Source organism: Nocardioides silvaticus, from assembly GCF_003160695.1.
GTDB classification, from domain to species: Bacteria; Actinomycetota; Actinomycetes; order Propionibacteriales; family Nocardioidaceae; genus Nocardioides; species Nocardioides silvaticus.
In genome coordinates this window covers 47,611-71,147 of sequence record NZ_QGDD01000001.1, presented here as the reverse complement: position 1 = coordinate 71,147, position 23,537 = coordinate 47,611, and the positions used below count along the sequence as shown (strand labels likewise).

General features: G+C 72.0%; 28 protein-coding genes. 17 read left to right on the top strand and 11 right to left on the bottom strand.

Annotated features, from left to right (window positions below; translation table 11 throughout):
- The first annotated feature begins 1 nt into the window (after nt 1).
- Entirely contained in the window at nt 2-1,081 is a 1,080-nt protein-coding gene (locus tag DJ010_RS00355; protein WP_109691659.1) for a glutamate-cysteine ligase family protein, read from the top strand.
- Nucleotides 1,078-1,770, top strand: coding sequence for a gamma-glutamyl-gamma-aminobutyrate hydrolase family protein (locus DJ010_RS00350; RefSeq protein ID WP_158282869.1), 693 nt, complete (start codon nt 1,078-1,080; stop codon nt 1,768-1,770). Before DJ010_RS00355 ends, DJ010_RS00350 begins: the two co-directional genes overlap by 4 nt.
- Here the strand turns inward: DJ010_RS00350 and DJ010_RS00345 are convergent.
- Nucleotides 1,751-2,284 carry a DoxX family membrane protein gene (locus tag DJ010_RS00345; RefSeq protein ID WP_109691657.1) on the bottom strand — a complete coding sequence of 178 codons (534 nt, stop codon included), beginning with the start codon at nt 2,282-2,284 and terminating at the stop codon, nt 1,751-1,753. The genes DJ010_RS00350 and DJ010_RS00345 overlap by 20 nt on opposite strands.
- Before the next feature lie 63 nt (nt 2,285-2,347).
- On the opposite strand from DJ010_RS00345, the gene DJ010_RS00340 reads away from it, so the two are divergent.
- The 5 genes from DJ010_RS00340 to DJ010_RS00320 are packed head-to-tail and all read left to right on the top strand — an operon-like array spanning nt 2,348 to nt 5,691.
- Nucleotides 2,348-3,151 (top strand): SOS response-associated peptidase, encoded by an 804-nt coding sequence (locus tag DJ010_RS00340; RefSeq protein WP_109691656.1) that lies wholly within the window; start codon nt 2,348-2,350, stop codon nt 3,149-3,151.
- The gene (locus tag DJ010_RS00335; protein ID WP_109691655.1) at nt 3,148-3,810 is read left to right on the top strand and encodes an alpha/beta hydrolase family protein; all 663 of its coding nucleotides are present in this window, start codon (nt 3,148-3,150) and stop codon (nt 3,808-3,810) included. The genes DJ010_RS00340 and DJ010_RS00335 overlap by 4 nt, the downstream gene beginning before the upstream one ends.
- Nucleotides 3,811-3,825: 15 nt before the next feature.
- Nucleotides 3,826-4,536, top strand: a complete 711-nt coding sequence (locus DJ010_RS00330) for a sigma-70 family RNA polymerase sigma factor (protein WP_109691654.1) — start codon at nt 3,826-3,828, stop codon at nt 4,534-4,536.
- The gene (rsrA, locus tag DJ010_RS00325; protein ID WP_109691653.1) at nt 4,536-4,811 is read left to right on the top strand and encodes a mycothiol system anti-sigma-R factor; all 276 of its coding nucleotides are present in this window, start codon (nt 4,536-4,538) and stop codon (nt 4,809-4,811) included. Before DJ010_RS00330 ends, rsrA begins: the two co-directional genes overlap by 1 nt.
- Nucleotides 4,812-4,845: 34 nt before the next feature.
- Complete coding sequence (locus DJ010_RS00320; protein ID WP_109691652.1) at nt 4,846-5,691, top strand: oxidoreductase; 846 nt, start codon at nt 4,846-4,848, stop codon at nt 5,689-5,691.
- A 63-nt stretch (nt 5,692-5,754) separates the two neighbouring features.
- Here the strand turns inward: DJ010_RS00320 and DJ010_RS23055 are convergent, their stop codons facing one another.
- From DJ010_RS23055 to DJ010_RS00305, 4 genes are read right to left on the bottom strand one after another with little or no spacing between them, the layout of a single operon-like run.
- Nucleotides 5,755-5,829 carry a 50S ribosomal protein bL37 gene (locus DJ010_RS23055; RefSeq protein WP_369797015.1) on the bottom strand — a complete coding sequence of 25 codons (75 nt, stop codon included), beginning with the start codon at nt 5,827-5,829 and terminating at the stop codon, nt 5,755-5,757.
- Between the two features lie 44 nt (nt 5,830-5,873).
- The gene (locus DJ010_RS00315) at nt 5,874-6,272 is read right to left on the bottom strand and encodes a thioesterase family protein (protein ID WP_109691651.1); all 399 of its coding nucleotides are present in this window, start codon (nt 6,270-6,272) and stop codon (nt 5,874-5,876) included.
- Nucleotides 6,272-7,942 (bottom strand): acetolactate synthase, encoded by a 1,671-nt coding sequence (locus DJ010_RS00310; RefSeq protein WP_109691650.1) that lies wholly within the window; start codon nt 7,940-7,942, stop codon nt 6,272-6,274. The genes DJ010_RS00315 and DJ010_RS00310 overlap by 1 nt, the downstream gene beginning before the upstream one ends.
- A gap of 47 nt (nt 7,943-7,989) precedes the next feature.
- Nucleotides 7,990-8,856 carry a DUF2785 domain-containing protein gene (locus DJ010_RS00305; RefSeq protein ID WP_109691649.1) on the bottom strand — a complete coding sequence of 289 codons (867 nt, stop codon included), beginning with the start codon at nt 8,854-8,856 and terminating at the stop codon, nt 7,990-7,992.
- A gap of 92 nt (nt 8,857-8,948) precedes the next feature.
- Here DJ010_RS00305 and DJ010_RS00300 point away from each other — a divergent pair, with 92 nt between their 5' ends.
- Nucleotides 8,949-10,439, top strand: a complete 1,491-nt coding sequence (locus tag DJ010_RS00300) for a PAS domain-containing sensor histidine kinase (RefSeq protein ID WP_109691648.1) — start codon at nt 8,949-8,951, stop codon at nt 10,437-10,439.
- Nucleotides 10,440-10,453: 14 nt separating this feature from the next.
- Here the strand turns inward: DJ010_RS00300 and DJ010_RS00295 are convergent, their stop codons facing one another.
- Entirely contained in the window at nt 10,454-10,708 is a 255-nt protein-coding gene (locus tag DJ010_RS00295; protein ID WP_109691647.1) for a WhiB family transcriptional regulator, read from the bottom strand.
- Between the two features lie 213 nt (nt 10,709-10,921).
- On the opposite strand from DJ010_RS00295, the gene DJ010_RS00290 reads away from it, so the two are divergent.
- Nucleotides 10,922-11,326: a hypothetical protein gene (locus tag DJ010_RS00290; RefSeq protein ID WP_109691646.1), complete on the top strand. Its 405-nt coding sequence runs from the start codon at nt 10,922-10,924 to the stop codon at nt 11,324-11,326.
- Nucleotides 11,327-11,371: 45 nt separating this feature from the next.
- On the opposite strand, the gene DJ010_RS00285 is transcribed toward DJ010_RS00290, so the two are convergent.
- The 3 genes from DJ010_RS00285 to sodN are packed head-to-tail and all read right to left on the bottom strand — an operon-like array spanning nt 11,372 to nt 12,965.
- Nucleotides 11,372-12,172 carry an RNA polymerase sigma factor SigF gene (locus tag DJ010_RS00285; RefSeq protein ID WP_109691645.1) on the bottom strand — a complete coding sequence of 267 codons (801 nt, stop codon included), beginning with the start codon at nt 12,170-12,172 and terminating at the stop codon, nt 11,372-11,374.
- Nucleotides 12,169-12,567 carry an ATP-binding protein gene (locus tag DJ010_RS00280; RefSeq protein WP_109691644.1) on the bottom strand — a complete coding sequence of 133 codons (399 nt, stop codon included), beginning with the start codon at nt 12,565-12,567 and terminating at the stop codon, nt 12,169-12,171. Before DJ010_RS00280 ends, DJ010_RS00285 begins: the two co-directional genes overlap by 4 nt.
- Nucleotides 12,564-12,965: a superoxide dismutase, Ni gene (gene sodN / locus DJ010_RS00275; RefSeq protein ID WP_109691643.1), complete on the bottom strand. Its 402-nt coding sequence runs from the start codon at nt 12,963-12,965 to the stop codon at nt 12,564-12,566. Before sodN ends, DJ010_RS00280 begins: the two co-directional genes overlap by 4 nt.
- Here sodN and DJ010_RS00270 point away from each other — a divergent pair.
- The 5 genes from DJ010_RS00270 (at nt 12,921) to DJ010_RS00250 (ending at nt 18,391) form a co-directional block, all read left to right on the top strand.
- Nucleotides 12,921-13,364, top strand: a complete 444-nt coding sequence (locus tag DJ010_RS00270; protein ID WP_439331680.1) for a S24 family peptidase — start codon at nt 12,921-12,923, stop codon at nt 13,362-13,364. The genes sodN and DJ010_RS00270 overlap by 45 nt on opposite strands.
- A 146-nt stretch (nt 13,365-13,510) precedes the next feature.
- Nucleotides 13,511-14,626 (top strand): NAD(P)-dependent malic enzyme, encoded by a 1,116-nt coding sequence (locus DJ010_RS00265; protein ID WP_109692437.1) that lies wholly within the window; start codon nt 13,511-13,513, stop codon nt 14,624-14,626.
- A gap of 151 nt (nt 14,627-14,777) precedes the next feature.
- Nucleotides 14,778-15,719 carry a sulfite exporter TauE/SafE family protein gene (locus DJ010_RS00260; RefSeq protein WP_109691642.1) on the top strand — a complete coding sequence of 314 codons (942 nt, stop codon included), beginning with the start codon at nt 14,778-14,780 and terminating at the stop codon, nt 15,717-15,719.
- A gap of 10 nt (nt 15,720-15,729) precedes the next feature.
- The gene (locus DJ010_RS00255; RefSeq protein WP_109691641.1) at nt 15,730-16,698 is read left to right on the top strand and encodes a zinc-binding dehydrogenase; all 969 of its coding nucleotides are present in this window, start codon (nt 15,730-15,732) and stop codon (nt 16,696-16,698) included.
- 187 nt (nt 16,699-16,885) lie between these two features.
- The gene (locus DJ010_RS00250) at nt 16,886-18,391 is read left to right on the top strand and encodes an MDR family MFS transporter (protein ID WP_109691640.1); all 1,506 of its coding nucleotides are present in this window, start codon (nt 16,886-16,888) and stop codon (nt 18,389-18,391) included.
- Between the two features lie 55 nt (nt 18,392-18,446).
- On the opposite strand, the gene DJ010_RS00245 is transcribed toward DJ010_RS00250, so the two are convergent.
- Complete coding sequence (locus DJ010_RS00245) at nt 18,447-19,088, bottom strand: TetR family transcriptional regulator (protein ID WP_109691639.1); 642 nt, start codon at nt 19,086-19,088, stop codon at nt 18,447-18,449.
- Nucleotides 19,089-19,212: 124 nt separating this feature from the next.
- On the opposite strand from DJ010_RS00245, the gene DJ010_RS00240 reads away from it, so the two are divergent.
- From DJ010_RS00240 to DJ010_RS00230, 3 genes are read left to right on the top strand one after another with little or no spacing between them, the layout of a single operon-like run.
- Nucleotides 19,213-20,313, top strand: coding sequence for a ferredoxin reductase (locus tag DJ010_RS00240; RefSeq protein ID WP_109691638.1), 1,101 nt, complete (start codon nt 19,213-19,215; stop codon nt 20,311-20,313).
- A gap of 44 nt (nt 20,314-20,357) precedes the next feature.
- Nucleotides 20,358-21,479 carry a fatty acid desaturase family protein gene (locus tag DJ010_RS00235; RefSeq protein ID WP_109691637.1) on the top strand — a complete coding sequence of 374 codons (1,122 nt, stop codon included), beginning with the start codon at nt 20,358-20,360 and terminating at the stop codon, nt 21,477-21,479.
- A 23-nt stretch (nt 21,480-21,502) separates the two neighbouring features.
- The gene (locus tag DJ010_RS00230) at nt 21,503-21,754 is read left to right on the top strand and encodes a hypothetical protein (RefSeq protein WP_109691636.1); all 252 of its coding nucleotides are present in this window, start codon (nt 21,503-21,505) and stop codon (nt 21,752-21,754) included.
- Here the strand turns inward: DJ010_RS00230 and ptsP are convergent.
- Complete coding sequence (ptsP, locus tag DJ010_RS00225) at nt 21,751-23,424, bottom strand: phosphoenolpyruvate--protein phosphotransferase (RefSeq protein WP_109691635.1); 1,674 nt, start codon at nt 23,422-23,424, stop codon at nt 21,751-21,753. The genes DJ010_RS00230 and ptsP overlap by 4 nt on opposite strands.
- Between the last annotated feature and the right edge of the window lie 113 nt (nt 23,425-23,537).

Here is a 23,537-nt window from a genome sequence, read left to right as displayed (position 1 = left end):
CATGCGCTCGCGGAGGCTCGTCCTCGAGCAGGCCGTCGAGTCCCTCTTCGCCGGGACGGACGACGGCAGCCGCCGGGTCGGCCTGGAGCGGGAGCTGATTGCCTACCGGCACGCGGACCTCGCGTCACCGGTGCCGCTCGCGGAGCTGCGGTCCGCCCTGGCCGGCGTGCCCGACGTGGGGTTCGAGCCGGGTGGACAGATCGAGCTGCACCCGGATCCGGCGGACACGGCGGCCGCCGCCGTCGCCCTGCTCGAGCAGCGGGAGCGGGCCGCCCGCGCGGCGCTGGCCGGCATCGGCGTCCACCTGGCGGCCGTCGGCCTCGACCCCTGGCGCAGCCCCGAGCGGCTGGGCCTCCAGCTGGGCGGGGACCGCTACGTCGACATGGACCGGCACTTCGACCGGATCGGCCCGGCGGGCCGCCGGTTCATGCGCCAGTCGGCGGGGCTCCAGGTCTGCGTCGACCTGCGGCCGGGCGCCGAGGGCCTGGTCCAGTGGCGGGCGGCGAACCTGGTCGCACCCGTCCTCGCCGCCCTCTTCGCCAACTCGCGGGTGTGCGAGGGCCGTCGGCTCGCCACCGACAGCGGTCGTACGGCGGTCTGCCTGGCCACCGACCCCGCCCGGATGGCCTACGGACGGCTCGGCCGGTCCGCGGGTGCGGTGGGGGAGTACCTGGGGTTCGCGGTCGGCGCGCCGCCGCTCAGCGACCGGTTCGCGGGCGTCGACGCACACCTCTCGACCCTGTTCCCCGCAGTCCGTCCCCGTGGGCGCTACCTGGAGATCCGCGCCCTCGACGCCGTCCCGGGTCGTGAGCTCGGGCCGGCGGTCGCGCTCACCAGCGCGCTGCTCGCCGTACCAGCGGCGGCGAACGAGGTGCTCAGGGACCTCGACGGGATCGACGTCCCGGAGCTGTGGCGGCTCGCTGCCGGTCCCGGGACCCGGCACCCGACCCTGCGCGGCCTGGCCGCCGGACTGGTGCGGATCGCCCGCGCCGCCGCAGGCGACCTCCCGGAGGACTACCTGCCGTCCGACGGCCTCGATCGCCTGGCGTGCCGGACGGACCTGGCCGGGTGGGCAGCGTGAGCACCGCCCGGCCGGTCGTCGGTGTCGTCGCCGGCCGGCACCAGGTGCCGCGGTCCTGGGGGACGCTGCCCGTGCAGGGCATGACCGCGTGGGTGCCCGGCCCGGTGGCCGCAGCCGGAGGGCTCCCGCTCGTCCTGCCCGTCCTGCCGACCGAGGCGCTGCCGGTCACGGAGCTGCTCGCACCGGTCGACGCGCTGCTTCTCGCCGGGGGTGGCGACCTCGACCCCGCGACGTACGGCGAACGTCCGCACCCCTCGACGGCCGACGTCGACCGGCTCCGGGACGAGATCGAGATCGCGCTGGCCCGGGAGGCGATCGAGCGCGGCGTGCCCCTGCTCGGGCTCTGCCGCGGGATGCAGGTCCTCAACGTCGCCCTGGGCGGACGGTTGCACCAGGACATCGCGGGGCACGCGCTACCACCGCCCGGGACGCATCCCGTGCGGACGGCTGCCGGGTCGCTCGCCCGCCACCTGCTCGGCGAGCAGGTGGACGTGAGCTCGCTGCACCACCAAGCCGTGTCCGGCCTCGGTGACGGCGTGCGGGCGACCGCCCGGGCCGGCGACGGCGTGGTCGAGGCGCTCGAGCTCCCGGGGAGACCGGTGCTCGGAGTCCAGTGGCACCCGGAGCTGCAGCCGGGCGAGGGTCAGAAGGCTCTCTTCGACTGGCTGGTCAGGTCAGCTCGGCCCTGACCCGCTTCGCCTCGCGCCGGGCGGATCGCGCGAGGTGGCGAGCCTCCCGGCGGGCGTCCTTGGCCGCCCGGCGGGCGCGCCAGGCCAGGCCGGGTCGGCCCTCGGTGTCGCCGGCAGCGATCAGCAGGCCACCGGTCAGCGAGACGTTCTTGAAGAAGTGCATCAGCTGCTCGCGGCGCTCGGAGGGGTCCGAGGCCTCCCAGAACCGGTAGCGCGCTGCGGTCGACGGGACCAGCGAGGCGGCGAGCACACCGGAGGCGACGCGGGGGAGCTTTCCGGTCGCGAACGCTGCAGCTGCGGTGATCTGGACCGCGCCGTTGACCCGGACCCAGGTCACGGCCTCGGTCGGGACCGGGGTGCCGTCGGGCGCTGCCTTCTCCACGAGCGGGACGAAGCGATCCGTCACCGGCTTCGCCTCGCGGGCGATCGCGTCGGCGTTGCGGAGCGAGTCGATGCCGTTCGCGACGAAGAAGGCGCCGACGAGAGGGCGGAGGAACACTCGGGAGATGGCCATGGCCGGTCGGTACCCGCACGTCGGTGCCGCATGCGTGTCCGCCGTCGGCGATAGGTTGGCCGCATGTGCGGTCGGTACGCGTCCAGCAGGAGTCCCGACGACCTGGCCGAGGAGTTCGAGGTGGTGGACCCCCGGCTCGACAAGGTGCTGCCGCCCGACTACAACGTCGCGCCGACCAAGGAGGTCTACGCGGTGCTGGACCGGGTGCCGCGCGAGGCCGACTCCGACGCCGCGAGCAAGGACGGCGGGAAGAGCCAGGACGCCGACCCCGTGCGCCAGCTCCGGGTCCTCAGGTGGGGCCTGGTGCCGTTCTGGGCCAAGGACCCCTCCATCGGCAGCCGGATGATCAACGCCCGGATGGAGACGGTCGCCGAGAAGCCTGCGTTCCGGCGGGCCTTCGCGGGACGCCGTTGCCTGCTGCCGGCCGACGGCTACTTCGAGTGGTACGAGACGCAGCAGGAGGGCGCTCCGTCGACGAAGGGGCGGGGCAAGCCGCCCAAGCAGCCGTTCTTCATCAGGCCGAAGGACGGCTCGGTCCTGGCGATGGCCGGCCTCTACGAGATCTGGAAGGACCCGACGCGCGACGACGACGACCCCGAGCGGTACCGGTGGACCTGCACAGTCCTGACCACCGAGGCCACCGACGAGGTGGGCCGGATCCACGATCGGATGCCGCTGCTGGTCACCCCCGACCGTCGTACGGCGTGGCTCGACCCGCTCACGCCGAAGGAGCAGCTCCCCGGGCTGCTCGTACCCGCCCAGCAGAACGGCCTCGAGGCGTTCCCGGTGTCGACCGCGGTCGGCAACGTGCGCAACAACGGCCCCGAGCTGGTCGAGCCGATCCCGCTCGAGGAGTCCCTTCTGTGAAGGGCACCGAGCGGGTCGTCGCGACCCCGGTGGGGGAGGGCCGGCTGATCACCCGCCGGGCGACGCGGCCGATCGCCACGCTGGTGCTCAGCCACGGAGCGGGCGGCGGCATCGACGCACCCGACCTGACCGCGCTGGCGACGTACCTTCCCCGCCAGGGCGTGAGCGTGATGCTGTTCGAGCAGCCCTGGCGGCGCGCCGGCGGGAAGGTCGCCGGCCCGCCACCGACGCTCGACACCGCACTGCGCGCGGCCGTCGACACCCTCCGGGTGCGGACGCCGATCATCCTGGGCGGCCGCTCCGCCGGAGGCCGGTCCGCCTGTCGCTCCGCGCGTGCGCTCGGCGCAGCGGGGTGTGTGGCGCTGTCGTTCCCGCTGCACCCTCCGGGCAAGCCCGAGAAGTCGAGGTTGCACGAGCTCGCCGGCGCCGGCGTGCCGACGCTGGTGATCCAGGGCGGCAACGACCCGTTCGGCCGACCCGAGGAGTTCCCCGACCCGCTGCCGGGCGGTGCCGACCTGGCCGTCGTGCCGGAGGCCGACCACAGCCTGAAGGTCCCCAAGCGGGCGGCGCTCAGCCAGGACGAGGCGCTGGGGATCGTCGTCGAGGCGGTGCTGGAGTGGGTGGTGCGCGAGATCGTCGGGAATGGAGTGACCCGCTGACCCGTTGCACCGGTCATGAACGCGGTCCTGGAACGCCCGATGGCGTACGTCCCCGTAGGCTGGGGGGTGATGACCGAGACCTCTGACGTCGACCACGTCGAAACCGCTGGGCCCGCCGGAGCCGACGAGCCCGTCGACCTCGCGACCGAGTCGCAGGCCGACCGCACCGCGCGCTTCGAGCGCGACGCGCTGCCGTACCTCGACCAGCTCTACTCCGCGGCGATGCGCATGACCCGCAACCCCGCGGACGCCGAGGACCTGGTGCAGGAGACCTTCGCGAAGGCCTACTCGGCCTTCCACCAGTTCAAGCCCGGCACCAACCTCAAGGCCTGGCTGTACCGGATCCTCACCAACACGTTCATCAACACCTACCGCAAGAAGCAGCGCCAGCCGCAGCAGTCGATGTCCGAGGACGTCGAGGACTGGCAGCTCGCCCGGGCGGAGTCCCACACCTCGAGCGGCCTGAAGTCCGCCGAGATGGAGGCGCTCGAGCACCTGCCCGACAGCCAGGTGAAGGACGCCCTCCAGCGGCTGCCGGAGGAGTTCCGGCTCGCCGTCTACCTCGCCGACGTGGAGGGCTTCGCCTACAAGGAGATCGCCGAGATCATGGACACGCCCATCGGGACGGTCATGTCCCGTCTGCACCGAGGCCGGCGACAGCTCCGCGACATGCTCTCCGACTACGTCCGCTCGGGCGGCGACGCACCGGTCCCGGGAGGCCGATGATGACGCACGACCACGGCACCGAGCCCACCAACGAGGAGTGTGTCGACTTCCTCGAGCGCATCATGCGCCTGATCGACAACGAGCTCGAGGAGGGCGACTGCGCAGTCGTCCGCGCCCACATCGACACCTGCAGCCCGTGCCTGGAGCGCTACGACCTCCAGCGCACCGTGAAGGCGATCGTCGCGCGCTCCTGCTCCGAGACCGCCCCGGTCGAGCTGCGGGAGCGGGTCCGGGTCCGGATCCAGCAGATCCAGGTGGAGATCACCGAGGAGTGAGGCCGCTCGGTCGGGGCTCTGCCATGATCCCGACATGAGCTCCACGAGGACCGTGCTGATCACCGGGTGCTCCTCGGGGATCGGCGAGGCGACCGCCGCCCGGCTGGTCCGCAACGGCTGGGACGTCCACGCGACCGCGCGCCGGCCCGAGACGCTCGCCGGCCTCGCTGACGCCGGCTGCACCACGCTGGCCCTCGACGTCACCGACGAGGCGTCGATGGCGAGCGCCGTGGACGCCGTGCTCGCGGCGTCGGGACGCATCGACGCGCTGGTCAACAACGCCGGCTACTCGCAGTCGGGGGCCCTGGAGTCGGTCGACGTCGACGACGTGCGCCGGCAGTTCGAGACCAACGTGTTCGGGCTGCTCCGGCTCACGCAGCTGGTGCTTCCCGCCATGCGTGCCCAGGGCTCCGGCCGGATCGTCAACATCGGCTCGATGGGCGGCCGGCTCACGTTCCCCGGTGGGGGTGCCTACCACGCGAGCAAGTACGCCCTCGAGGCCCTCTCCGACGCGCTGCGGTTCGAGGTCGCCGGCTTCGGCGTCCAAGTGGTGCTCGTCGAGCCCGGCCTCATCACCACGAACTTCGAGGGCGCCGCCGCGACCGCCATGGCCGACTACGTCGGCGGCGACGGCCCGTACGCCGACTTCAACGCCGCCGTGCTGAGGTCGACGACCGAGGTCTACGCCGGACCGATGGTCAAGCTCGGCGGACCGCCGGAGGCAGTCGCGAGGACCATCGAGAAGGCGCTCACCAAGAAGCGGCCCCGGCCGCGCTACCTGGTCACCCCGTCGGCGTACGGCGCCGTCGCGACCCGCCGGATGCTGCCGGACCGCATGTGGGACCTGGCGATGCGAGCGCAGTTCCCCCAGCCGAAGTAGGGACGACGAAGCCCCCGCGACCGGGACGGTCCGGGGGCTTGGTCTTGGCGTTGTTCAGCGCACTCAGGCGTTGGGGCGCTTGCCGTGGTTCGCGCCCTTCTTGCGGCGTGCGCGGCGCTTGCGGCCGGTCTTGCCCATGGTTCCTCCTGAAGTCGGTAACGCCCCAGTCTCTCAGAGGACGGTCACGCGTCCGAAATCCGGGCCAGGAAGCGTTCGCCGTCGACGACCACCCGGGTGACCTCGCCGCTGCCGACGAGCCCGCCGACGCCGTCGGGACCGACGTTGCGGGCGGCGACCGAGAACCGGCGGAGCCGGCCGTCGGCGTACGCCAGCCGCGCGGTCACCTCGACCGCCTGCCCGACCGGGCTGGGCGCCAGGTGCTCCAGCTGGACCCGCGTGCCGACGCTGGTCTCGCCGTCGGCCAGGGAGGGTTCGATGGCCGCGCAGGTCGCCGCCTCGCACCACGCCAGCAGGCGGGGCGTGCCGAGCACGGGCAGGCTGCCGGAGCCCACCGCGGCTGCGGTGTCGTCGTCGGTGACGGTGAAGCGGAGCGCGGCCTCCGCCGACGGCACCTCGGTCATCAGATGCCCAGGGTGTTGCGCGGGTAGGCGGCGTCGACGTCGGTGATGACGTTGACGAGGTACGGCGCGCCTGCGGCGAAGGCCCGGTCCAGCGCCGGACCGATCTGCTGGGGGTCGGTCACGGTCTCGCCCGCGCCACCGAGGGCCTTCACGACGCTGTCGTAGGCCGTCCGCGGGGCCAGGTCGGCGGCGACGTCGTAGCCGTAGAGCATCTGCATCGGGCCCTTCTCCAGGCCCCAGGCGGAGTTGTTGCCCATCACCATGACCACCGGCAGGTCGTGCCGCACCAGCGTGTCGACGTCCATCAGCGAGAAGCCGGCCGCGCCGTCACCGAGCAGCAGCACGACCTGCGAGGAGGGCCGGGCGACCCGCGCCGCGATCGCAGCGCCGAGCCCGGCGCCCAGGCAACCGTACGGGCCGGGGTCCAGCCAGCACCCGGGGCGCTTCGGCTCGACGAACTTGCCGGCGAACGACACGAAGTCGCCGCCGTCGCCGATGACGACCGCGTCGTCGGCCAGGCGGGGGACCAGCTCGCCGTAGATCCGCGCCGGGTGCACGGGGTCGGCCTCGGCGGAGAGCAGCTCGGCGTCGCGTGCGGCCGCGACGGCGACGGTGTCCTGGAGGCCGGAGACCCAGTCGCTCCAGTCGCCGCGCCGACGGCGCTCGAGAGCGCCCAGCAGCCCGTCGAAGACGGCGGTCAGGTCGCCGCTCGCCGACGCCGCGAGCGTGGCGTGGCCGGACACCTGGCCGGGGGAGTCGGCGATGTGGACGACCTGCGCGGGGGTTGCCCCGTCCTTGCCGCCGAACACGCCGAAGCCGAGCCGGAAGTCCAGGGGAGTGCCGACGACCACGACCAGGTCGGCGCCGCCGATCGCGGCGCCGCGGGCCTTCGTGACGAGCAGCGGGTGGCCGCCGGGCACCACGCCGCGGCCCATGCCGTTGGTGATCGTGGGGACGCCGACCGTCTCGACGAAGCGCAGTGCGGCCTCCTCGGCGCCGTCGGCCCAGACGTCGGTGCCGAGGATGAGCAGCGGCCGGTCGGCGGAGGCCAGCAGCCCTGCGATCCGGTCGATCGCGTCGCTGTCCGGGTCCGCGCCGCGGCCGGCGTCGGCGCCGACGCTCGGCACCGAGCCGCTGCCGACGTTGAAGAACTCGTCGAGCGGGACGTCGACGTACGTCGGGCCGCGGTGCGAGGACCGGGCGGCCAGGAACGCGTCGTGGAACCCGCCGGCGACGTCGCCGGCCGTCATCAGCGTCGCGGCGTGCTTGGTGACCGGGCCGACGATCGGCAGGTGGTCGATCTCCTGGAGGGCGCCGGTGCCCCACCTGTTGTTGGGCGCGCGACCGCCGACCACCACCATCGGCGACCCGGCGAACTGCGCCTGGGCCATCGCGCTGACGCCGTTGGTGACGCCGGGGCCGGCCGTCAGCACGGCGAGGCCCGGGACCCGGGTGAGCTTGCCGGTGGCCTCGGCGGCGAACGCCGCCGTCTGCTCGTGCCGGACGTCGAGCAGCCGCATCGGCCGCCCCTCCTCGGCCGCCTTGACCGCCCCGTCGTACATCGGGAACACGTGGGCGCCCGACAGGGTGAACATGGTCTCGACACCGTGGGCCTGGGCGACGGCGACGGCGAGCTGCCCGGAGTGGCCGGTGAGCGGGGTCTCGGTCATGGACGGCAACCTATCCACTGGGTCAAGCGACCAACTCAGGGACCGGCTCAGCTGCCGGCCCGGTGCTGGGACGGGCCGAGGTAAGCGGGGTGGGTGCGGCGCAGGTGCTCGACCAGCAGGAGGACGAGGTCCGAGCGTCGAGGCGGGGCGGCGGGCCCGAGAGCGAGCTGCAGGTAGAGCGCGCGGAGGAAGGCCGCCGCGTTGCCGGTCCTGAGGTAGACGTCGGACTTGGTCGACTCGTCGCGACGGGGCCGGGCGGCGGTCGCGATCCGCTGGAGCCAGGCCTCGACCAGCTCGTCGGGCACCAGCCCCCGGCGCAACACGTGGAGAGTGGTCATCGCCAGCCGGTCGGGCTCGCCGGAGTACCAGACGTTGCCGGGGGTCCGGGTCACCCGGTCGCCGATCACGTCGAGCACCACCAGCAGCTCGCCCGGTCCGCAGTGCGGTGACCGGGCGAGTGCCCCGAACGCGTCGGCGCCGTGCGCGATGGCATGGGCCCAGCCGTGACCGTCGACCCATCCCCGCTCGTCGCGCTCCATGAGGAACCAGGTCGCGAGCCGGTCACCCCACTCGTGGATCTTCGTGCGCGAGACGCGCGGCCGGCGCGAGTCCCGGTCGATCACCTCGGCGACCACGAGTGCGGAGAAGCTGCGGCGGAACACCGTGTCCGTCCCGCTCTCGCCGATGCCGGCCATCAGCCCGGTGGCGATCCCGTCGCCGAGACCGGGCAGCAGGTCGTCGTACACCCCGCGCTCGATCCACGTGCAGATCACGTCGAGCGCCAGCTCGCGGAGCTCGGAGTCGGGAGTGCCGAGGAGCTCGGTCAGCTCGGCGGTGAGGTCGGAGAGCCGGTGGTCGGCGGGCACTCTGAAGTCGGCTGCAGACACGTGTCGCCAGTCGACAATGGGGGGCATAGCGCACATCCTGCCAAACGTCGGCGACCGGTCCAGACCGGGGAGGTGACCTGCGACACGTGACGGGCCCCTGGTGGCACTAACGTGAGGCCGTGCCGTCCCTCCCCGTCATCGCCCGACGCCACACCGATCTCGACGACGACGACATCGAGTGGCTCCAGCGGATCCTCGCGGACTGGCAGATCATCGCGGACCTCTCCTTCGCCGACCTGGTCATGTGGCTGCCTGCACGGGACGGGACCGGCTACTGGGCCGGAGGCCAGATGCGGCCCACCACCGGCCCCACGGCCTACGTCGACGACGTGGTCGGCACCTTCACGGCGATCGGCCGCCGCCCCCTCGTCGACAACGCCTTCGCGCTCGGCCGGATCGCCCGCGAGGGTGATCCCGAGTGGCGCGACGAGGTCCCGGTGCGGGTGGAGGCGATCCCGGTGCGACGCGAGGGCCGCGTGATCGCGGTGATCGCCCGCAACACCAACCTGCTCGGTGTCCGCACCCCGAGCCGGCTCGAGATCAACTACCTGCAGACGGCCGGCGACCTCACCAAGATGATCGCGGCGGGCCTGTTCCCCGCACCCGGCCAGCGCAGCGACCACGCGGACTCGCCACGGGTCGGCGACGGCTTCCTCCGGGTCGACGCCGCCGGACGGGTGGTCTACGCCAGCCCCAACGCACTGTCGGTCTACCGCAAGCTGGGGCTCACCGGTGATCTTGCCGGGCAGCTGCTCACCGACCTCACCCGCGAGCTCGTGCCGCCGCGCAAGCGGCCCGACGAGGAGACCCTCAGCGCGGTCCTCGGGGCGCGGGCGCACCGCGACACCGAGATCGGGTCGGGCACCGCCGACGGGGTCGCCCTCATCGTGCGGGCGGTTCCGCTGATGCCCGACGGCGAGCGCATCGGCGGGCTGATCCTGCTGCGCGACGTGACGGACCTGCGGCGCCGCGACCGCGAGCTGATCACCAAGGAGGCGACCATCCGGGAGATCCACCACCGGGTGAAGAACAACCTGCAGACGGTGGCCGCGCTGCTGCGGCTGCAGGCCCGGCGCATCGGCTCGGCCGAGGCCACCCTGGCCCTGGAGGAGGCGGTACGTCGGGTCGGGTCGATCGCGATCGTCCACGAGACCCTCAGCCAGGCGGTCGAGGAGACCGTGGACTTCGACGAGATCGCCGATCGGCTGGCGCGGCTGGTCACCGACGTCGGGCTCTCACCCGTGCAGGTGCGACGGGAGGGCCGGTTCGGCATGCTCGTCTCCGAGCAGGCCACGCCGCTCGCGATGGTCGTGACCGAGCTGCTGCAGAACGCGGTCGAGCACGGCTACCCGCCGGTTGAGCCGACCGCGGAGGAGCCGGGTGCGCCCGGGGAGATCGTGCTCTCGGCGCACCGACGCGCGCACCAGCTCGAGGTCAGCATCGACGACGACGGCCGGGGGCTGCCCGAGGGCTTCGACCTCGACGGCTCACCGAGCCTGGGCCTGTCGATCGTGAAGACGCTGGTCGAGTCCGAGCTCGGGGGCCACCTCACGCTCGGCGCGTCGCCGAGCGGGGGCACCAGGGCCGACCTCTCGATCCCGTTGGACTGAGCGCCAGCCGCGGATCAGGCAGGGGTACGGACGCGGGCGCGGGCGTTGCGGCGCTTCAGGGCGCGACGCTCGTCCTCGCTGAGGCCACCCCAGACGCCGTGGTCCTGTCCCGCCTCCAGCGCCCACGCGAGACACTGCTCGCGCACGTCGCAGCGTCGGCACACCTGCTTGGCCTCCTCGATCTGGAGGATGGCCGGACCGGTGTTGCCGATCGGGAAGAACAGCTCCGGATCCTCGTCGAGGCATGCGGAACGGTGACGCCAATCCATGAGTGGGGATTTCCTCGTTTCTAGGGTGTGCGAGCCGTGACCAAGCCCGACGTGGGCTCCGACCCGCGGGCGCGACGACAACCGCAAAAGTGAACGGCTTCACGATCGCTCTGCAAGCGTTCCAAGGAATGCCTCGCGAATCAAGGTCTGCGGACGGTTTGTTGGGTCACACCGCAGTGGGCTGTACCCACTCGGGTGGCCTAGAGTCCGTCCGTGTCCGACCCGCTGCCCGAGCCCCTCCCCGAGCCCGCCGCGCCCCCGCCGCTGACCGTGGCCGCCTCTCTGGTCGCCGTGCAGGGCATCGTGCTGGTGGCGCTGGCGGTCCTCGAGGTCGCCGACCTCGACGCCGACCGCCGCTCGATGGGGCTCTCGACGGCCGGGTTCTTCGCGGCGTACGGCGTGCTCCTGCTGGTGGCTGCCTGGGCGCTCTGGCGCCAGAAGCCCTGGTCGCGCGGGCCGGCGCTGATCACGCAGCTGATCTTCTTCGGGCTGGCCTGGAACCTGCGCGACCACGCTCTCGTGGCGGTGGTGCTGGCCGTCGTCGCGGCGATCGTGCTCGCCGGCGTGCTGCACCCGGACTCGATCCGCGCGCTGACCGGCGACCACCCCGACGACTGACGACGGAGCAGCCGCCGGGCCGCCGTGGGTTCGACCTCGTTCGTCCTAGTCGTGGTCGAGCGAGGCCCGCAGCTGCTCCAGCGTGCGCGTGAGCAGCCGCGACACGTGCATCTGGGAGACCCCGATCTCGGCCGCGATCTCCGACTGCGTCATGTTCTTGAAGAACCGCAGCAGCAGGATCTTCTTCTCGCGCGGCGGCAGGCTCTCGAGGAGCGGCTTGACCGACTCGCGGATCTCCACGTGCTCGAGCGCCTCGTCGTCGATGCCGATGGCGTCGAGCATGCTGGGCCCGCCGTCGTCGGAGTCGTCCGTGGCGTCGAGGGAGAGCGTCGCGTAGGCGTTGCTGGACTCCATCCCCTCGATGATCTCCTCGACCGAGCAGCCGATCGCGTCGGCGATCTCGCGCGGCGTGGGGGAGCGACCGAGCGTCTGCGTCAGCTCCGAGGTCGCTCCGCTGATCTGCATCCGCAGCTCCTGGAGCCGCCGCGGGACGCGGATCGCCCAGCCCTTGTCGCGGAAGTAGCGCTTGATCTCGCCGATGATCGTGGGCGTGGCGTAGGTGGAGAACTCCACGCCGCGCTCGGTGTCGAACCGGTCGACGGACTTGATGAGGCCGATCGTGCCGACCTGCACCAGGTCCTCGAAGGGCTCGCCGCGGTTGCGGAACCGACGCGCGCAGTGCTCGACGAGGGCGAGGTGGAGGTGGACGAGGTCCTCGCGGGCCGCGCTGCGCTCGCTCTCGGAAGCATCGGGGTCGCGGAAGATCGCGAACAGGCGGAGGTTCTCGCGTCGCGTCTGCTCCAGGGCAGCGGACCGGCCGCTGTCCTGGGTCGCCTCTTTGGTCATTGCGTGTCGAGCGTCGACCGCAGTGCGATCCGGACGGCGTAGTGGCCGGGCGTCGCCTCGACGCTCGCGTCGGTGGTCAGCGTGGTGAGCACCTGCCAGCCGAAGTTGTCGTAGTCGGGCTTCGTCGGAGCCGCGGACGTAGTGCTGCAGTCGAGCTGCAGCTCGCCCGGCTCGAGACGGAACCGGCAGACCAGGTCCGCGCCCTCGTCCGCCTCGTCCAGCACCATCGCGGCCGTCTCGCTGACCGCGATCCGGAGGTCCTCGATGTCGTCCATCGTGAAGTCCAGGCGCGCTGCGAGGCCGGCCGTGAGGGTGCGGAGGACAGCGGCGTAGGCGCCGTCAGCCGGCAGCCGCAGCTCGACGTCGTAACGGGCGCCCACGCCACTGGTGATCATGCCTGCTTCGTCTCCCAGAAGATCTTGGCGATCTCGTCGATCTTCGCCAGCAGCTCGTCGGCCTTCTCGACGTCGAGGGTGCCCTTGGTGCCGGTCGCGCCGGCGAGCTTGGTGGCTTCGTTCACGAGGACGTGCAGCTCCGGGTACTTCTCGAAGTGCGGGGGCTTGAAGTAGTCGGTCCACAGCACCCACAGGTGGTGCTTGACCAGCTCCGACCGCTGCTCCTTGATCAGGATCGCGCGGGTGCGGAAGTCGGCGTCGTCGCTGTCGAGAGCCTTCTGGATGATCGCCTTGACCGACTCGGCCTCGATCCGGGCCTGTGCCGGGTCGTAGACGCCGCACGGCAGGTCGCAGTGGGCCGACACCTCGATGGTGGGGGCGAAGAGACGCGAGAACATTCGGGTCCTCTCTCGTGGTCACTAGGTGGGTACGGGGATAGGTTCCCGTTCGCTGCGACACTACTCGTCGTGGTCAGGCGTGGAAACGAAGGTCGCCGGGTGGGCCGTCTGGGCTGGGCCCTCGTGCGCGGCGACTCGATGCGCCCGACCCTCGCGCCGGGGGACCGGCTGCTGGTGCGGCACGGCGCCAGGCCCCGGGCAGGACGGGTCGTGGTGGCCCGGTTCGCGGACGGCACCGTGGCGGTGAAGAGGGCCGCGGACCGGCGCGACGACGGCTGGTGGGTGCTCTCCGACAACCCGGCCGCCGGGGTCGACTCACGGCACCGCGGGGCGGTGCCGGACGGCGACGTGCTGGCCGTCGTCCTGGCGCGCGCCTGGCCGCGCCCACGCCTGCTGTGAGCGTCATCACGAGCGGCGCCGGTTGCCCGGACGTCGGTACGACGGACCGGTCGGCTGTGCCAGAATCGTGCTTCGTGGCCGCCGACGTCCCTGATCCCCATCCCCACGCGGGAGACCCGGTCTTCGACCTGCACGTCGGCGGCAAGATGGAGACCGTCGCGACGGTCGGGCTGACGAACAAAGCAGAGCTCTCGCTCGCCTACACGCCCGGCGTCGCCGAGGTGTGCGAGGCGATCGCCGCCGACCCCGGGCTCACCCGCCACTACACGTGGGTCCCCAACACGGTCGCCATCGTCACCGACGGCACCGCGGTGCTCGGCCTCGGCGACATCGGCCCGGCCGCGGCGATGCCGGTGATGGAGGGCAAGGCCGTCCTCTTCAAGCAGTTCGGCGGTGTCGACGGCGTCCCGATCTGCCTGGCCACCACCGACGTCGACGAGATCATCGAGACCGTCGTCCGTCTCGCGCCGAGCTTCGGCGGCATCAACCTCGAGGACATCTCGGCACCGCGGTGCTTCGAGATCGAGGACCGCCTCAAGGAGCGGCTCGACATCCCGGTCTTCCACGACGACCAGCACGGCACCGCCGTGGTGACGCTCGCTGCGCTCGTCAACGCCCTCAAGCTGACCGGCCGCAACGCCGAGTCGACGCGGGTCGTGATCTCCGGAGCCGGCGCGGCCGGTGTCGCGATCGCCAAGATCCTGCTCGAGGCCGGCATCAAGGACCTCGTCGTCACCGACCGGAAGGGCGTGGTGAGCTCCGACCGCCACGACCTGACCCCGCAGAAGTCGGCGCTGGCCGAGCTCACCGCCGACCGCACCGGCCGCAGCGGCACCCTCGCCGAGGCGTTCGTCGGCGCCGACGTCTACGTCGGTGTCTCGGGTGGCACGGTGCCGGAGGAGGTCGTCGCCACCATGGCGGACGACGCCATCATCTTCGCGATGGCGAACCCCAACCCCGAGGTGCACCCCGAGGTCGCCCACCGGCACGCGCGGGTCGTCGCCACCGGCCGCTCCGACTTCCCGAACCAGATCAACAACGTGCTCGCGTTCCCCGGCATCTTCCGGGGTGCGTTCGACGTGCACGCCTCGGCGATCACCGAGGGCATGAAGGTCGCTGCGGCCACGGCGCTCGCCGATCTCGTCGGCGACGACCTGGCCGAGGACCTGGTCATCCCCTCGCCGTTCGACCCCCGGGTGGGTCCCGCGGTCGCCGCAGCCGTCGCCGCCGCCGCTCGGCGCGACGGCGTCGCCCGCGCCTGACGCGGGTCTCCCGACCCGGCCGGCACCCCGGCCGGGGTGCAAGCGCGCCTCCGACACGCCGGAGGAGTTGTGCTCCTGTCAAGACCTAAAGTAGATTGGATTTGTCAACATACAAAGTTTGTTTGTTTAACCGTTAAAGGGTGCCCCTGTCATGTGGATCCTCGCCGTGTTCGCCGTCGCCGGCGGCCTCGCCCAGTTCATCGACGGCACGCTCGGGATGGGCTTCGGCGTCACCTCCGCGACCGTGCTGCTCTCCATGGGCGTCGCTCCGGTGACCGCCAGCGCCGCGACCCACGCCGCGAAGCTGCCCACGACGCTCATCAGCGGGCTGTCGCACTGGCGTGCGGGCAACGTGGACGGCCGGATCCTCGCCCGGGTCGCCATCCCCGGCGCGCTCGGCGGCTTCCTCGGCGCCGTGGTCCTCACCAACATCAGCCTCGCGTCCGCGAAGGGCTGGATGTCGGGGCTGCTCGTGTTCTTCGGCGCGGTGATCTTCGCCCGGTTCGGCTTCGGCGCGAAGCTGATCCCCACGCCCCGCAACGGCCACACCGCGCGCTGGCTGGCCCCGATCGGCGTGGTCGGCGGCTTCGTCGACGCCACCGGTGGCGGCGGCTGGGGCCCGGTCGTGACCCCCAGCCTGATGACGGTCACCAAGCACGAGCCCCGCAAGGTCGTCGGCACGACGAACGCCGCCGAGTTCGTCGTCGCCGTCTCGGTCTCGAGCGGCTTCCTGACCGGCGCCGCGCAGCACGGCATCCCGTGGCTGCCCGTGCTCGGACTGGTCCTCGGCGGCGTCATCATGGCGCCGATCGCCGCGCGGCTGGCCGGCCGACTTCCGCACCGCCCGATGGGCACCCTCGTCGGCGGCCTGGTCATCCTCGTCAACGGCGTCACGATCATCGCCGCTCTCGGGGGCATCCCGCTCTGGCTCGACTGGACCCTGTTCGGTGTCGCCGTCGCGGTCCCGGCGATCGTCGCCTGGCGGGCCTGGCAGACCGAGCGCGCGGAGAAGGCCGCGTCGACTGCGGCGCCAGGCGAGCAGCCCGAGCAGCCCGAGCGGGCCGAGGTCGAGGCGGGCACCACCGCTCGCTAGCGTTCTCCGCATGTTCGCCGTCACCGCCCAGTCCTTCAGCAACGACGACCCGCTGTCCGGCCTGGTGCTGGGCGAGCGGCCCGACCCGGAGGTGCCGGACGGCTGGACCACCGTCACGGTCAAGGCGGCGTCCCTCAACCACCACGACCTCTGGTCGCTGCGCGGAGTGGGGCTGAAGGAGGAGGCGCTCCCGATGATCCTCGGCTGCGACGCCGCGGGTCACGACGAGGACGGCAACGAGGTGGTCGTCCACGCGGTGGTCAGCAGCCCGGACTGGACGGGCGACGAGACCCTCGACCCGCGCCGGTCGCTGCTGTCGGAGCGCTACCAGGGCACGTTCGCCGAGCGGGTCGCCGTGCCCCGGCGCAACGTGGTGCCCAAGCCCGCGTCGCTGTCCTTCGAGGAGGCTGCCTGCCTCCCGACCGCCTGGCTCACGGCGTACCGGATGCTCTTCACCCAGGGCGGCCTGAAGGCGGGCGACACCGTCCTGGTCCAGGGCGCCGGCGGCGGCGTGGCCACCGCGTTGATCTCGCTGGCCCGGGCCGGCGGCCTGCGGGTCCTCGCCACCAGCCGTGACGAGGCGAAGCGCACCAAGGCACTGGAGCTGGGGGCCCACGAGGTCTTCGAGTCCGGCGAGCGGCTCCCGGTCAAGGTCGACGCGGTCATGGAGACCGTCGGGCGCGCCACCTGGCAGCACTCGATCCGCTCGCTGCGTCCCGGCGGCGCGGTCGTGATCTCGGGCACCACCTCCGGCCCGAAGCTCGACGACGCCCTGCTCACGAACATCTTCTTCCTCCAGCTCCGCGTGATCGGCTCGACGATGGGCACGCGCGCCGAGCTCGCATCGCTCGTCACGATGCTCGACGCCACGGGCGTCCGGCCTCTGATCGACCGCGCGATCCCGATGGACCGGGCGCGCGACGGCTTCGCGGCGATGGCCGGTGGCGACGTGTTCGGGAAGATCGTCCTCACCCGCTGAGCAATAAATGCTTGGCCCGATGTCGGCGGCATCGGGAAGCATGGGTCCTGCGATCGCGTTGCGGCAGACCGATGAGAAATCTTTCGCCGCCGTGTCGAAATGAGCACCGCCGGTTCGTGGAACACATGAACGGCGGGCCCGACACGACCGATCGGCTCCGCTCCCTCGACGTAGACAGGACCCAGAGATGACTGCGCCCGCAACCCCCGCAGGGCCGGGAGGCCTCTCCCCGGAGGAGAGCCCCGAAGCCGACGTCGCCGAGTTCGAGCACGAGTTCACCGGCGCCCGCAAGACGCCGCTCGTCGTGAAGCTGCTCGTCGCGGCGACCTTCGTCGTGATCCTCAACGAGACGATCATGATCAACGCCGTCCCCACGCTGATGGAGGACTTCCGGATCGACGAGCGCGCCGCCCAGTGGCTCTCGACGATCTTCATGCTCACGATGGCGGCGGTCATCCCGGTCACCGGCTGGTTCCTGCAGCGGGTGAGCACGCGGTCGGCGTACGCGACCGCGATGACGACCTTCGCCGCCGGCACCCTCCTCGCCGCCGTGGCCCCGGCCTTCGAGGTGCTCCTCGTGGCCCGGGTGATCCAGGCTGCCGGCACCGCGGTGATGATGCCGCTGCTGATGACGACGCTGATGACCGTCGTCGCCGAGAGCGACCGCGGCCGGGTCATGGGTCAGGTGACCCTGGCGATGTCCTGTGCTCCCGCGCTGGGTCCGGCGGTGTCGGGCGTGCTGCTCCAGCTCGGCTCGTGGCGGCTGATCTTCGCCGTGGTGCTGCCGATCGCGGTGGCCGTCGGCCTCTTCGGGTTCCGCCAGCTCGAGAACGTCGGCGAGCCCCAGGCGAGCTCGGTGAGCTGGACCAGCGTGGTGCTCGCGGCTCTCGGCTTCGGCACCCTGGTCTACGGCCTCAGCGAGATCGGCAGCGGCAACGACGGCACCGCCGCCTACATCACCGTCGGCGCCGTGCTGGTGGCGGCGTTCGTCGGCTACCAGCTGTTCCTGCAGCGGTCGGACTCGCCGCTGCTCGACCTGCGCACGCTGCTGCACCGCACCTACGCGACGTCGCTGCTGCTGATGGCGGCGGGCTTCATGGCCTTCCTCGGCTCGATGATCCTGCTGCCGCTCTACCTGCAGGACCCCCAGGTGCGCGACCTGAGCCCGCTGCAGACCGGCCTGATGGTGATGCCCGGTGGTCTCGTCATGGGGCTCATGGGACCGCAGGTCGGCAAGCTTTACGACCGGTTCGGCTCGCGGCCGCTGGTGATCCCGGGAGCGATCGGCATGGTCGGTGCGCTGGTGACGCTGGCACAGATCTCGCTGACCACGCCGCTGTGGCTGATCGTCGCGGTCCACATCGGGCTGATGGCCTGCCTCGCCGCGATCTTCACGCCGGTGTTCACGCTGGGTCTCGGCGACCTGCCGCCGCAGCTCTACTCCCACGGCAGCTCGCTGCTCGGGACGCTGCAGCAGGTGGCCGGCGCGGTTGGCACCGCGGTGCTGATCGTCGTGATGTCGAACCGCAGCGAGGACCTCGCCGCCGGTGGCACGCCGGTGCCGGAGGCGTTCGTGGGCGGCCTGCAGTGGGCGTTCTACGGCGGGGCGATCATGGGTGTCGTGGTGGTCGTGCTGGCACTGTTCCTGCCCTCGCGCGTGGAGTCGCCGGCCGGCGCTCCCGCCGTCCACTGACGCCGACCCGGCTCCACCTCGACCCGGCTCGTTCGAACGAGCCGGGTCGACGTGCTCAGCGGGACGAGTCCCAGCCGAGCGCGCCGATCAGGACCATCCGGAGCTGACGGCGTGCGGTGGTCTCCACCCGGCGGACGACGTCGTCGCGGTTGCCGGCCAGTGCCAGCTCCTCGGCATGGGTGAGCATCGCGCTCACCAGCAGGTTGGCGAGGATCCGCAGGTCCTCGGTGGTCCAGCGGCCGGCGCCCGGCACCCGCGCGATGTCGGTGGCGAGCTCGCGCTCGATCAGCTCGAGCTGGTGGCGGACCGCTTCCCGCACCGGCGCGGGGCCCGCGAGCCGCTCGCGTGCGATGAACCGGAAGTGGCGTTGGGCGCGCGGCACGTGGGTGACCAGCGCCTTGACCGAGTTGTCGGCGACGGCGTGGAAGAGCGCGCGGTCGTTGGGCGGGGGAGTGTCGAACGTCCGCGCCGCCCGCAGCAGGTCGCGCAGCGAGGAGAAGGACTCGTCGACGAGCACCAGGCCGAGGTCCTCGATCGACTCGAAGTGGCGGTAGAAGGCGGTCGGCACGATCCCGACCTCCTTGGCGACCTGGCGCAGCGACAACGCGGCCAGCGGCTGGGTCTCGCAGAGCCCGAGGGTCGCGTCGAGGATCGCGCGGCGGGTGCGTTCCTTGCGCTCGACGCGGGTCTCAGTCACTAGCCCAGCCTACCGTTGGTGAACATGTGTGCACGCTCACGCCGCTGGGTCCTTGCCAGCACGCGTCGCGCTCCGGCACTCTTTTGAGAGTACACACGTACACTCAAACTTCCGGAGGTACCCGATGAGCATCGTCGCCGACGCGACCACCCGGGTCTTGCGCTCCCGCCTCGCGGCAACCCTGGCCACCCCGCACGGTGTGGACCGCTACCTCGAGCTGGTCAACCCGATGTGGGCCGCCCACGAGGTGCGTGCCCGCATCGTCGACATCACCCGTGAGGTCGACGTGCTCGGCCACCCGCCGGTCGCCACGCTGACCCTGCAGCCGACCTCGACCTGGCGTGGGCACCGTGCCGGTCAGCACGTCCAGCTGGGCGTCGAGGTCGACGGCGCGCGTCGTACGACGCGGGTCTTCACCATCTCCAGCCCCGAGTCGAAGCCGGGGGACCGGTTCACGATCACGATGCGCGCCAACCCCGACGCTCCCGATGGAAAGGGTGTCTCGCGCTACCTGGTCGAGCGCGCGCAGGTCGGCACGATGGTGCACCTGTCGCAGGCGCAGGGCGACTTCGTGCTGCCGGACCACGTGCCGGACCACATCGTCTTCATCACCGGCGGCTCCGGCATCACGCCGGCGATGTCGATGCTGCGCTCGTTGCAGCGCCGGACCCATCGCGGCCGGATCACCTTCCTGCACTACGCCCAGAGCCCGCAGCACCAGATCTTCGCCGCCGAGCTCGAGGAGGTCCGGCGCTCGGGCTACGGCATCGACGTGCACCTCCTGCACCCCGAGCTCGGCGACCCGGCGCTCTCGCCGGCCTACCTCGAGCGGCTGGTCCCCGGCTACCGCGACGTGCCCACCTGGGCCTGCGGCCCGGCGCCGCTCATCGAGGCGGTCCACGGCGCGTACGACGGCAGCGACGCCCTGCGCGTGGAGTACTTCAAGCCGCCGCGGGTCTCCACCGGCAAGGTCGAGGGCGACGTCTCGTTCACCCGCTCCGGCACCACCGCCGCCAACTCCGGCGCCACCCTGCTGGAGCAGGCCGAGGCCGCCGGGCTCACCCCGCAGTTCGGCTGCCGGATGGGCATCTGCTTCTCCTGCACCGCCACGAAGAAGGAGGGGACGGTCCGCAACGTGCTGACCGGCGAGACCTCCTCCCTGCCCGACGAGGACATCCGCATCTGCGTGAGCTCTCCCGAGGGCGACTGCGCGGTCGAGCTCTGACCACCCCGAGAACCAGCCGACCCACCACGAACAGGAGCGTTGCTGTGAGCGCCACTCAGACGAACGAGGAAAGCAAGTACACCCTCACCCCCGAGGAGCTCGAGCGCTTCGGCGAGGAGCTGGACGCCATCCGTCAGCGCATCGTCGCCGACCTCGGCGAGGCCGACGCCGACTACATCCGCAAGGTCGTGAAGTACCAGCGCGGCTTCGAGGTCGCCGGCCGGGCGATGTTCTACCTCCCGCCGCTGTGGCCGGCCGCCGTCGCCTCGCTGTCGATCTCCAAGATCCTCGACAACATGGAGATCGGCCACAACGTGATGCACGGCCAGTACGACTGGATGGGCGATCCCGGTCTCAACTCGCGGATGTTCGAGTGGGACACGATGGCGCCGTCGGAGAACTGGAAGTACGGCCACAACTACATGCACCACACCTACACCAACATCGTGGGCAAGGACCGCGACGTGGGCTACGGCATCCTCCGGATGGACGAGGACCAGGAGTGGCGCCCCTACTACCTGGGCAACCCGGTCTACGCGTTCCTGCTCATGACGTTCTTCGAGTGGGGTGTCGCCCTGCACGACCTGGAGGTCGACGAGCTGGTCGCCGGGCGTCGTACCTGGGCGCAGAACCGCGAGATCGCCGCGCGGATCTGGAAGAAGGTGCGCAAGCAGGTGGCGAAGGACTACGTCGTCTTCCCCGTGCTCAGCGGTCCCTTCTTCTTCTCCACGCTGGCCGGCAACGCCGTGGCCAACCTGGTCCGCAACCTGTGGACCTTCAACATCATCTTCTGCGGCCACTTCCCGGCCGGCGTCGCGACGTTCTCGATCGAGGAGACCGAGAACGAGACCCGCGGCGGCTGGTACTACCGCCAGCTGCTCGGCTCGGCCAACATCACCGGCAGCAAGCTGATGCACGTGATGAGCGGCAACCTCAGCCACCAGATCGAGCACCACCTGTTCCCGGACATCCCGGCGCGGCGCTACCCGGAGATCGCCGTCGAGGTGAAGGAGATCTGCGAGCGCTACGGGCTGCAGTACAACACCGGCCCGCTGCACAAGCAGCTCGGCAGCGTCTTCGCCAAGATCTGCCGGCTGGCCCTGCCGGACCGGAAGAAGCCGGCTCCGGACCCGGCCGGTGTGACCGAGACCCCGTTGGCGGCGTGACCCCGAGCGGTCACACTGATCCCATGACTCCCGAGGGCCAGGACCACCTGAGCAAGGCCGAGATCTCCAAGGACGCCCTGCAGGCCGGCGCCCAGGCGGCGGCGGCGACGGTCGGCGAGGTCGCGACGATCATCACCGGCGCCGTCAAGGACGTGGCCGGAGCGCTCGGCGGTCTGGCGACCGAGCTGTTCGAGATCCGCGACGCCTCGCAGAAGGCGATCGCTGACCACGGCGAGGACCCGGGCGACCGGGCGGCACCGACCGACCCGGCCTAGGCCCCGGCGACGGCGAGCGCGGCGCTCCGCGCGGTGGCCGGGTCCACTGCCGCGAGCGCCGCCTCCGCCATCTCCTCGCAGGTCGCGGCCACGACGCCCGAGACCCGGGCGCCCACCGGACGTACGGCGGCGGCCGCCATCGACAGCGAGGTGATGCCGAGCCCGACCAGCACGCACGCGAGGAGCGGGTCGGCAGCGGCCTCACCGCAGACGCCGACCGGCTTGCCCGCGCGGCGACCGGCCTCGGCAGCGATCGCGACCAGCTGCAGCACGGCGGGCTGCCACGGGTCGGTGAGGTGCGCCAGGTCGGTGGCCATCCGGTCCGCGGCCATCGTGTACTGCGTGAGGTCGTTGGTGCCGATCGACAGGAAATCGACCTCCTCGAGCACCTGGTGCGCCAGCAGGGCCGCACTCGGGACCTCGATCATCACGCCCGGCTTGAGCCCCCGCTCGCGCACGGCGCTGCCGAAGTCCCGCGCCTCGGCGACCGTCGCCACCATCGGTGCCATCACCCAGGTCTCGGTGCCGGTGCGCTCGGCGGCGATCGCAACGGCGTCGAGCTGCCGGTGCAGCAGCCCGGGGTCGGCGAACGACAGTCGCAGACCGCGCACGCCCAGCGCGGGGTTCTCCTCGTCGGGGTGGGTGGCGAACGCGATCGGCTTGTCCGAGCCGGCATCGAGGGTGCGGACGACGACGTGCCTCCCCTCTCCGGCGTACGGCGCCAGCACGCGGGCGTAGATCTCGGCCTGCTCCTCGACGCTCGGCTCCTCCGCGCGGTCCAGGAAGCACAGCTCGGTGCGGAAGAGGCCGATGCCGGTGACCGGCTCGGAGCCGGCCGCGACGGCCGAGGCGGCGTCGGCGACGTTGGCGAGCAGCTTCACCGGGCGCCCGTCGGCGGTGCCCGCGGGCCCGGACCACGACGCCAGCGCGGCCCGCTGGGCGCGGTCCTCGGCGACCCGGTCGGTCGCCTTAGCCTGCTCGGGATCGGCCTCGACGGTGCCGCTCTCGCCGTCGACGAGCGCCCTGCGCCCCTCCAGCACGGCGATCGCGCCGCTCGCGCCGACGACGCAGGGGATGCCGAGCTGCCGGGCGATGATCGCGGTGTGGCTGGTCGGGCCGCCGCGCTCGGTCACGATCGCGACGACGCGGGCGGGGTCGAGCCCGGCCGTGTCCGCAGGCGCGAGGTCCGTCGCGACGAGGACCGACGGCGTGTCCGGCACCGGCACGCCGGGCTCGGGCTCGTCGACCAGGCGGGCCAGGATCCGGGCGTGGATGTCCCGCAGGTCGGTCACCCGCTCGGCCATCAGCCCGCCCATGCCGGCGAAGACGGTGACGAACTGGTCGATCGCCGCCTCGACCGCGGGCACCAGCGGCTGCCCGGCCTGCAGGTTCTTGCGGACCGCGGATCGCAGCCCGCGGTCGGTCGTCAGTCCGGCGCTGGCCGTGAGCACCTCGGCGGTCGCCCCGGTGGCCGCGGCGGCCTTCGCGCGGAACCCGTCGGCCACCCGGGTCGCGGCATCGTCGTAGGCCGCCAGCGCCGCGTCCTCGTCGGCGTGGCCTCCGTCGCCGTAGGCGGCGACGGCGTCGGGCGAGACCTCGGAGGTGGCGACGAGGACTGGTCCGTAGGCCAGGCCCGGGACGACAGGAGTGCCGTGGATCGAGGTGACCATGTCGCGACGATAGGTGCTGACCGACTTGACATGCAACACATTCGGGCATAAAAACAACAGAAACACAGATTCGGATCGGGAGGCCTCACGTGGACGCAGACCGGCGGCACTCC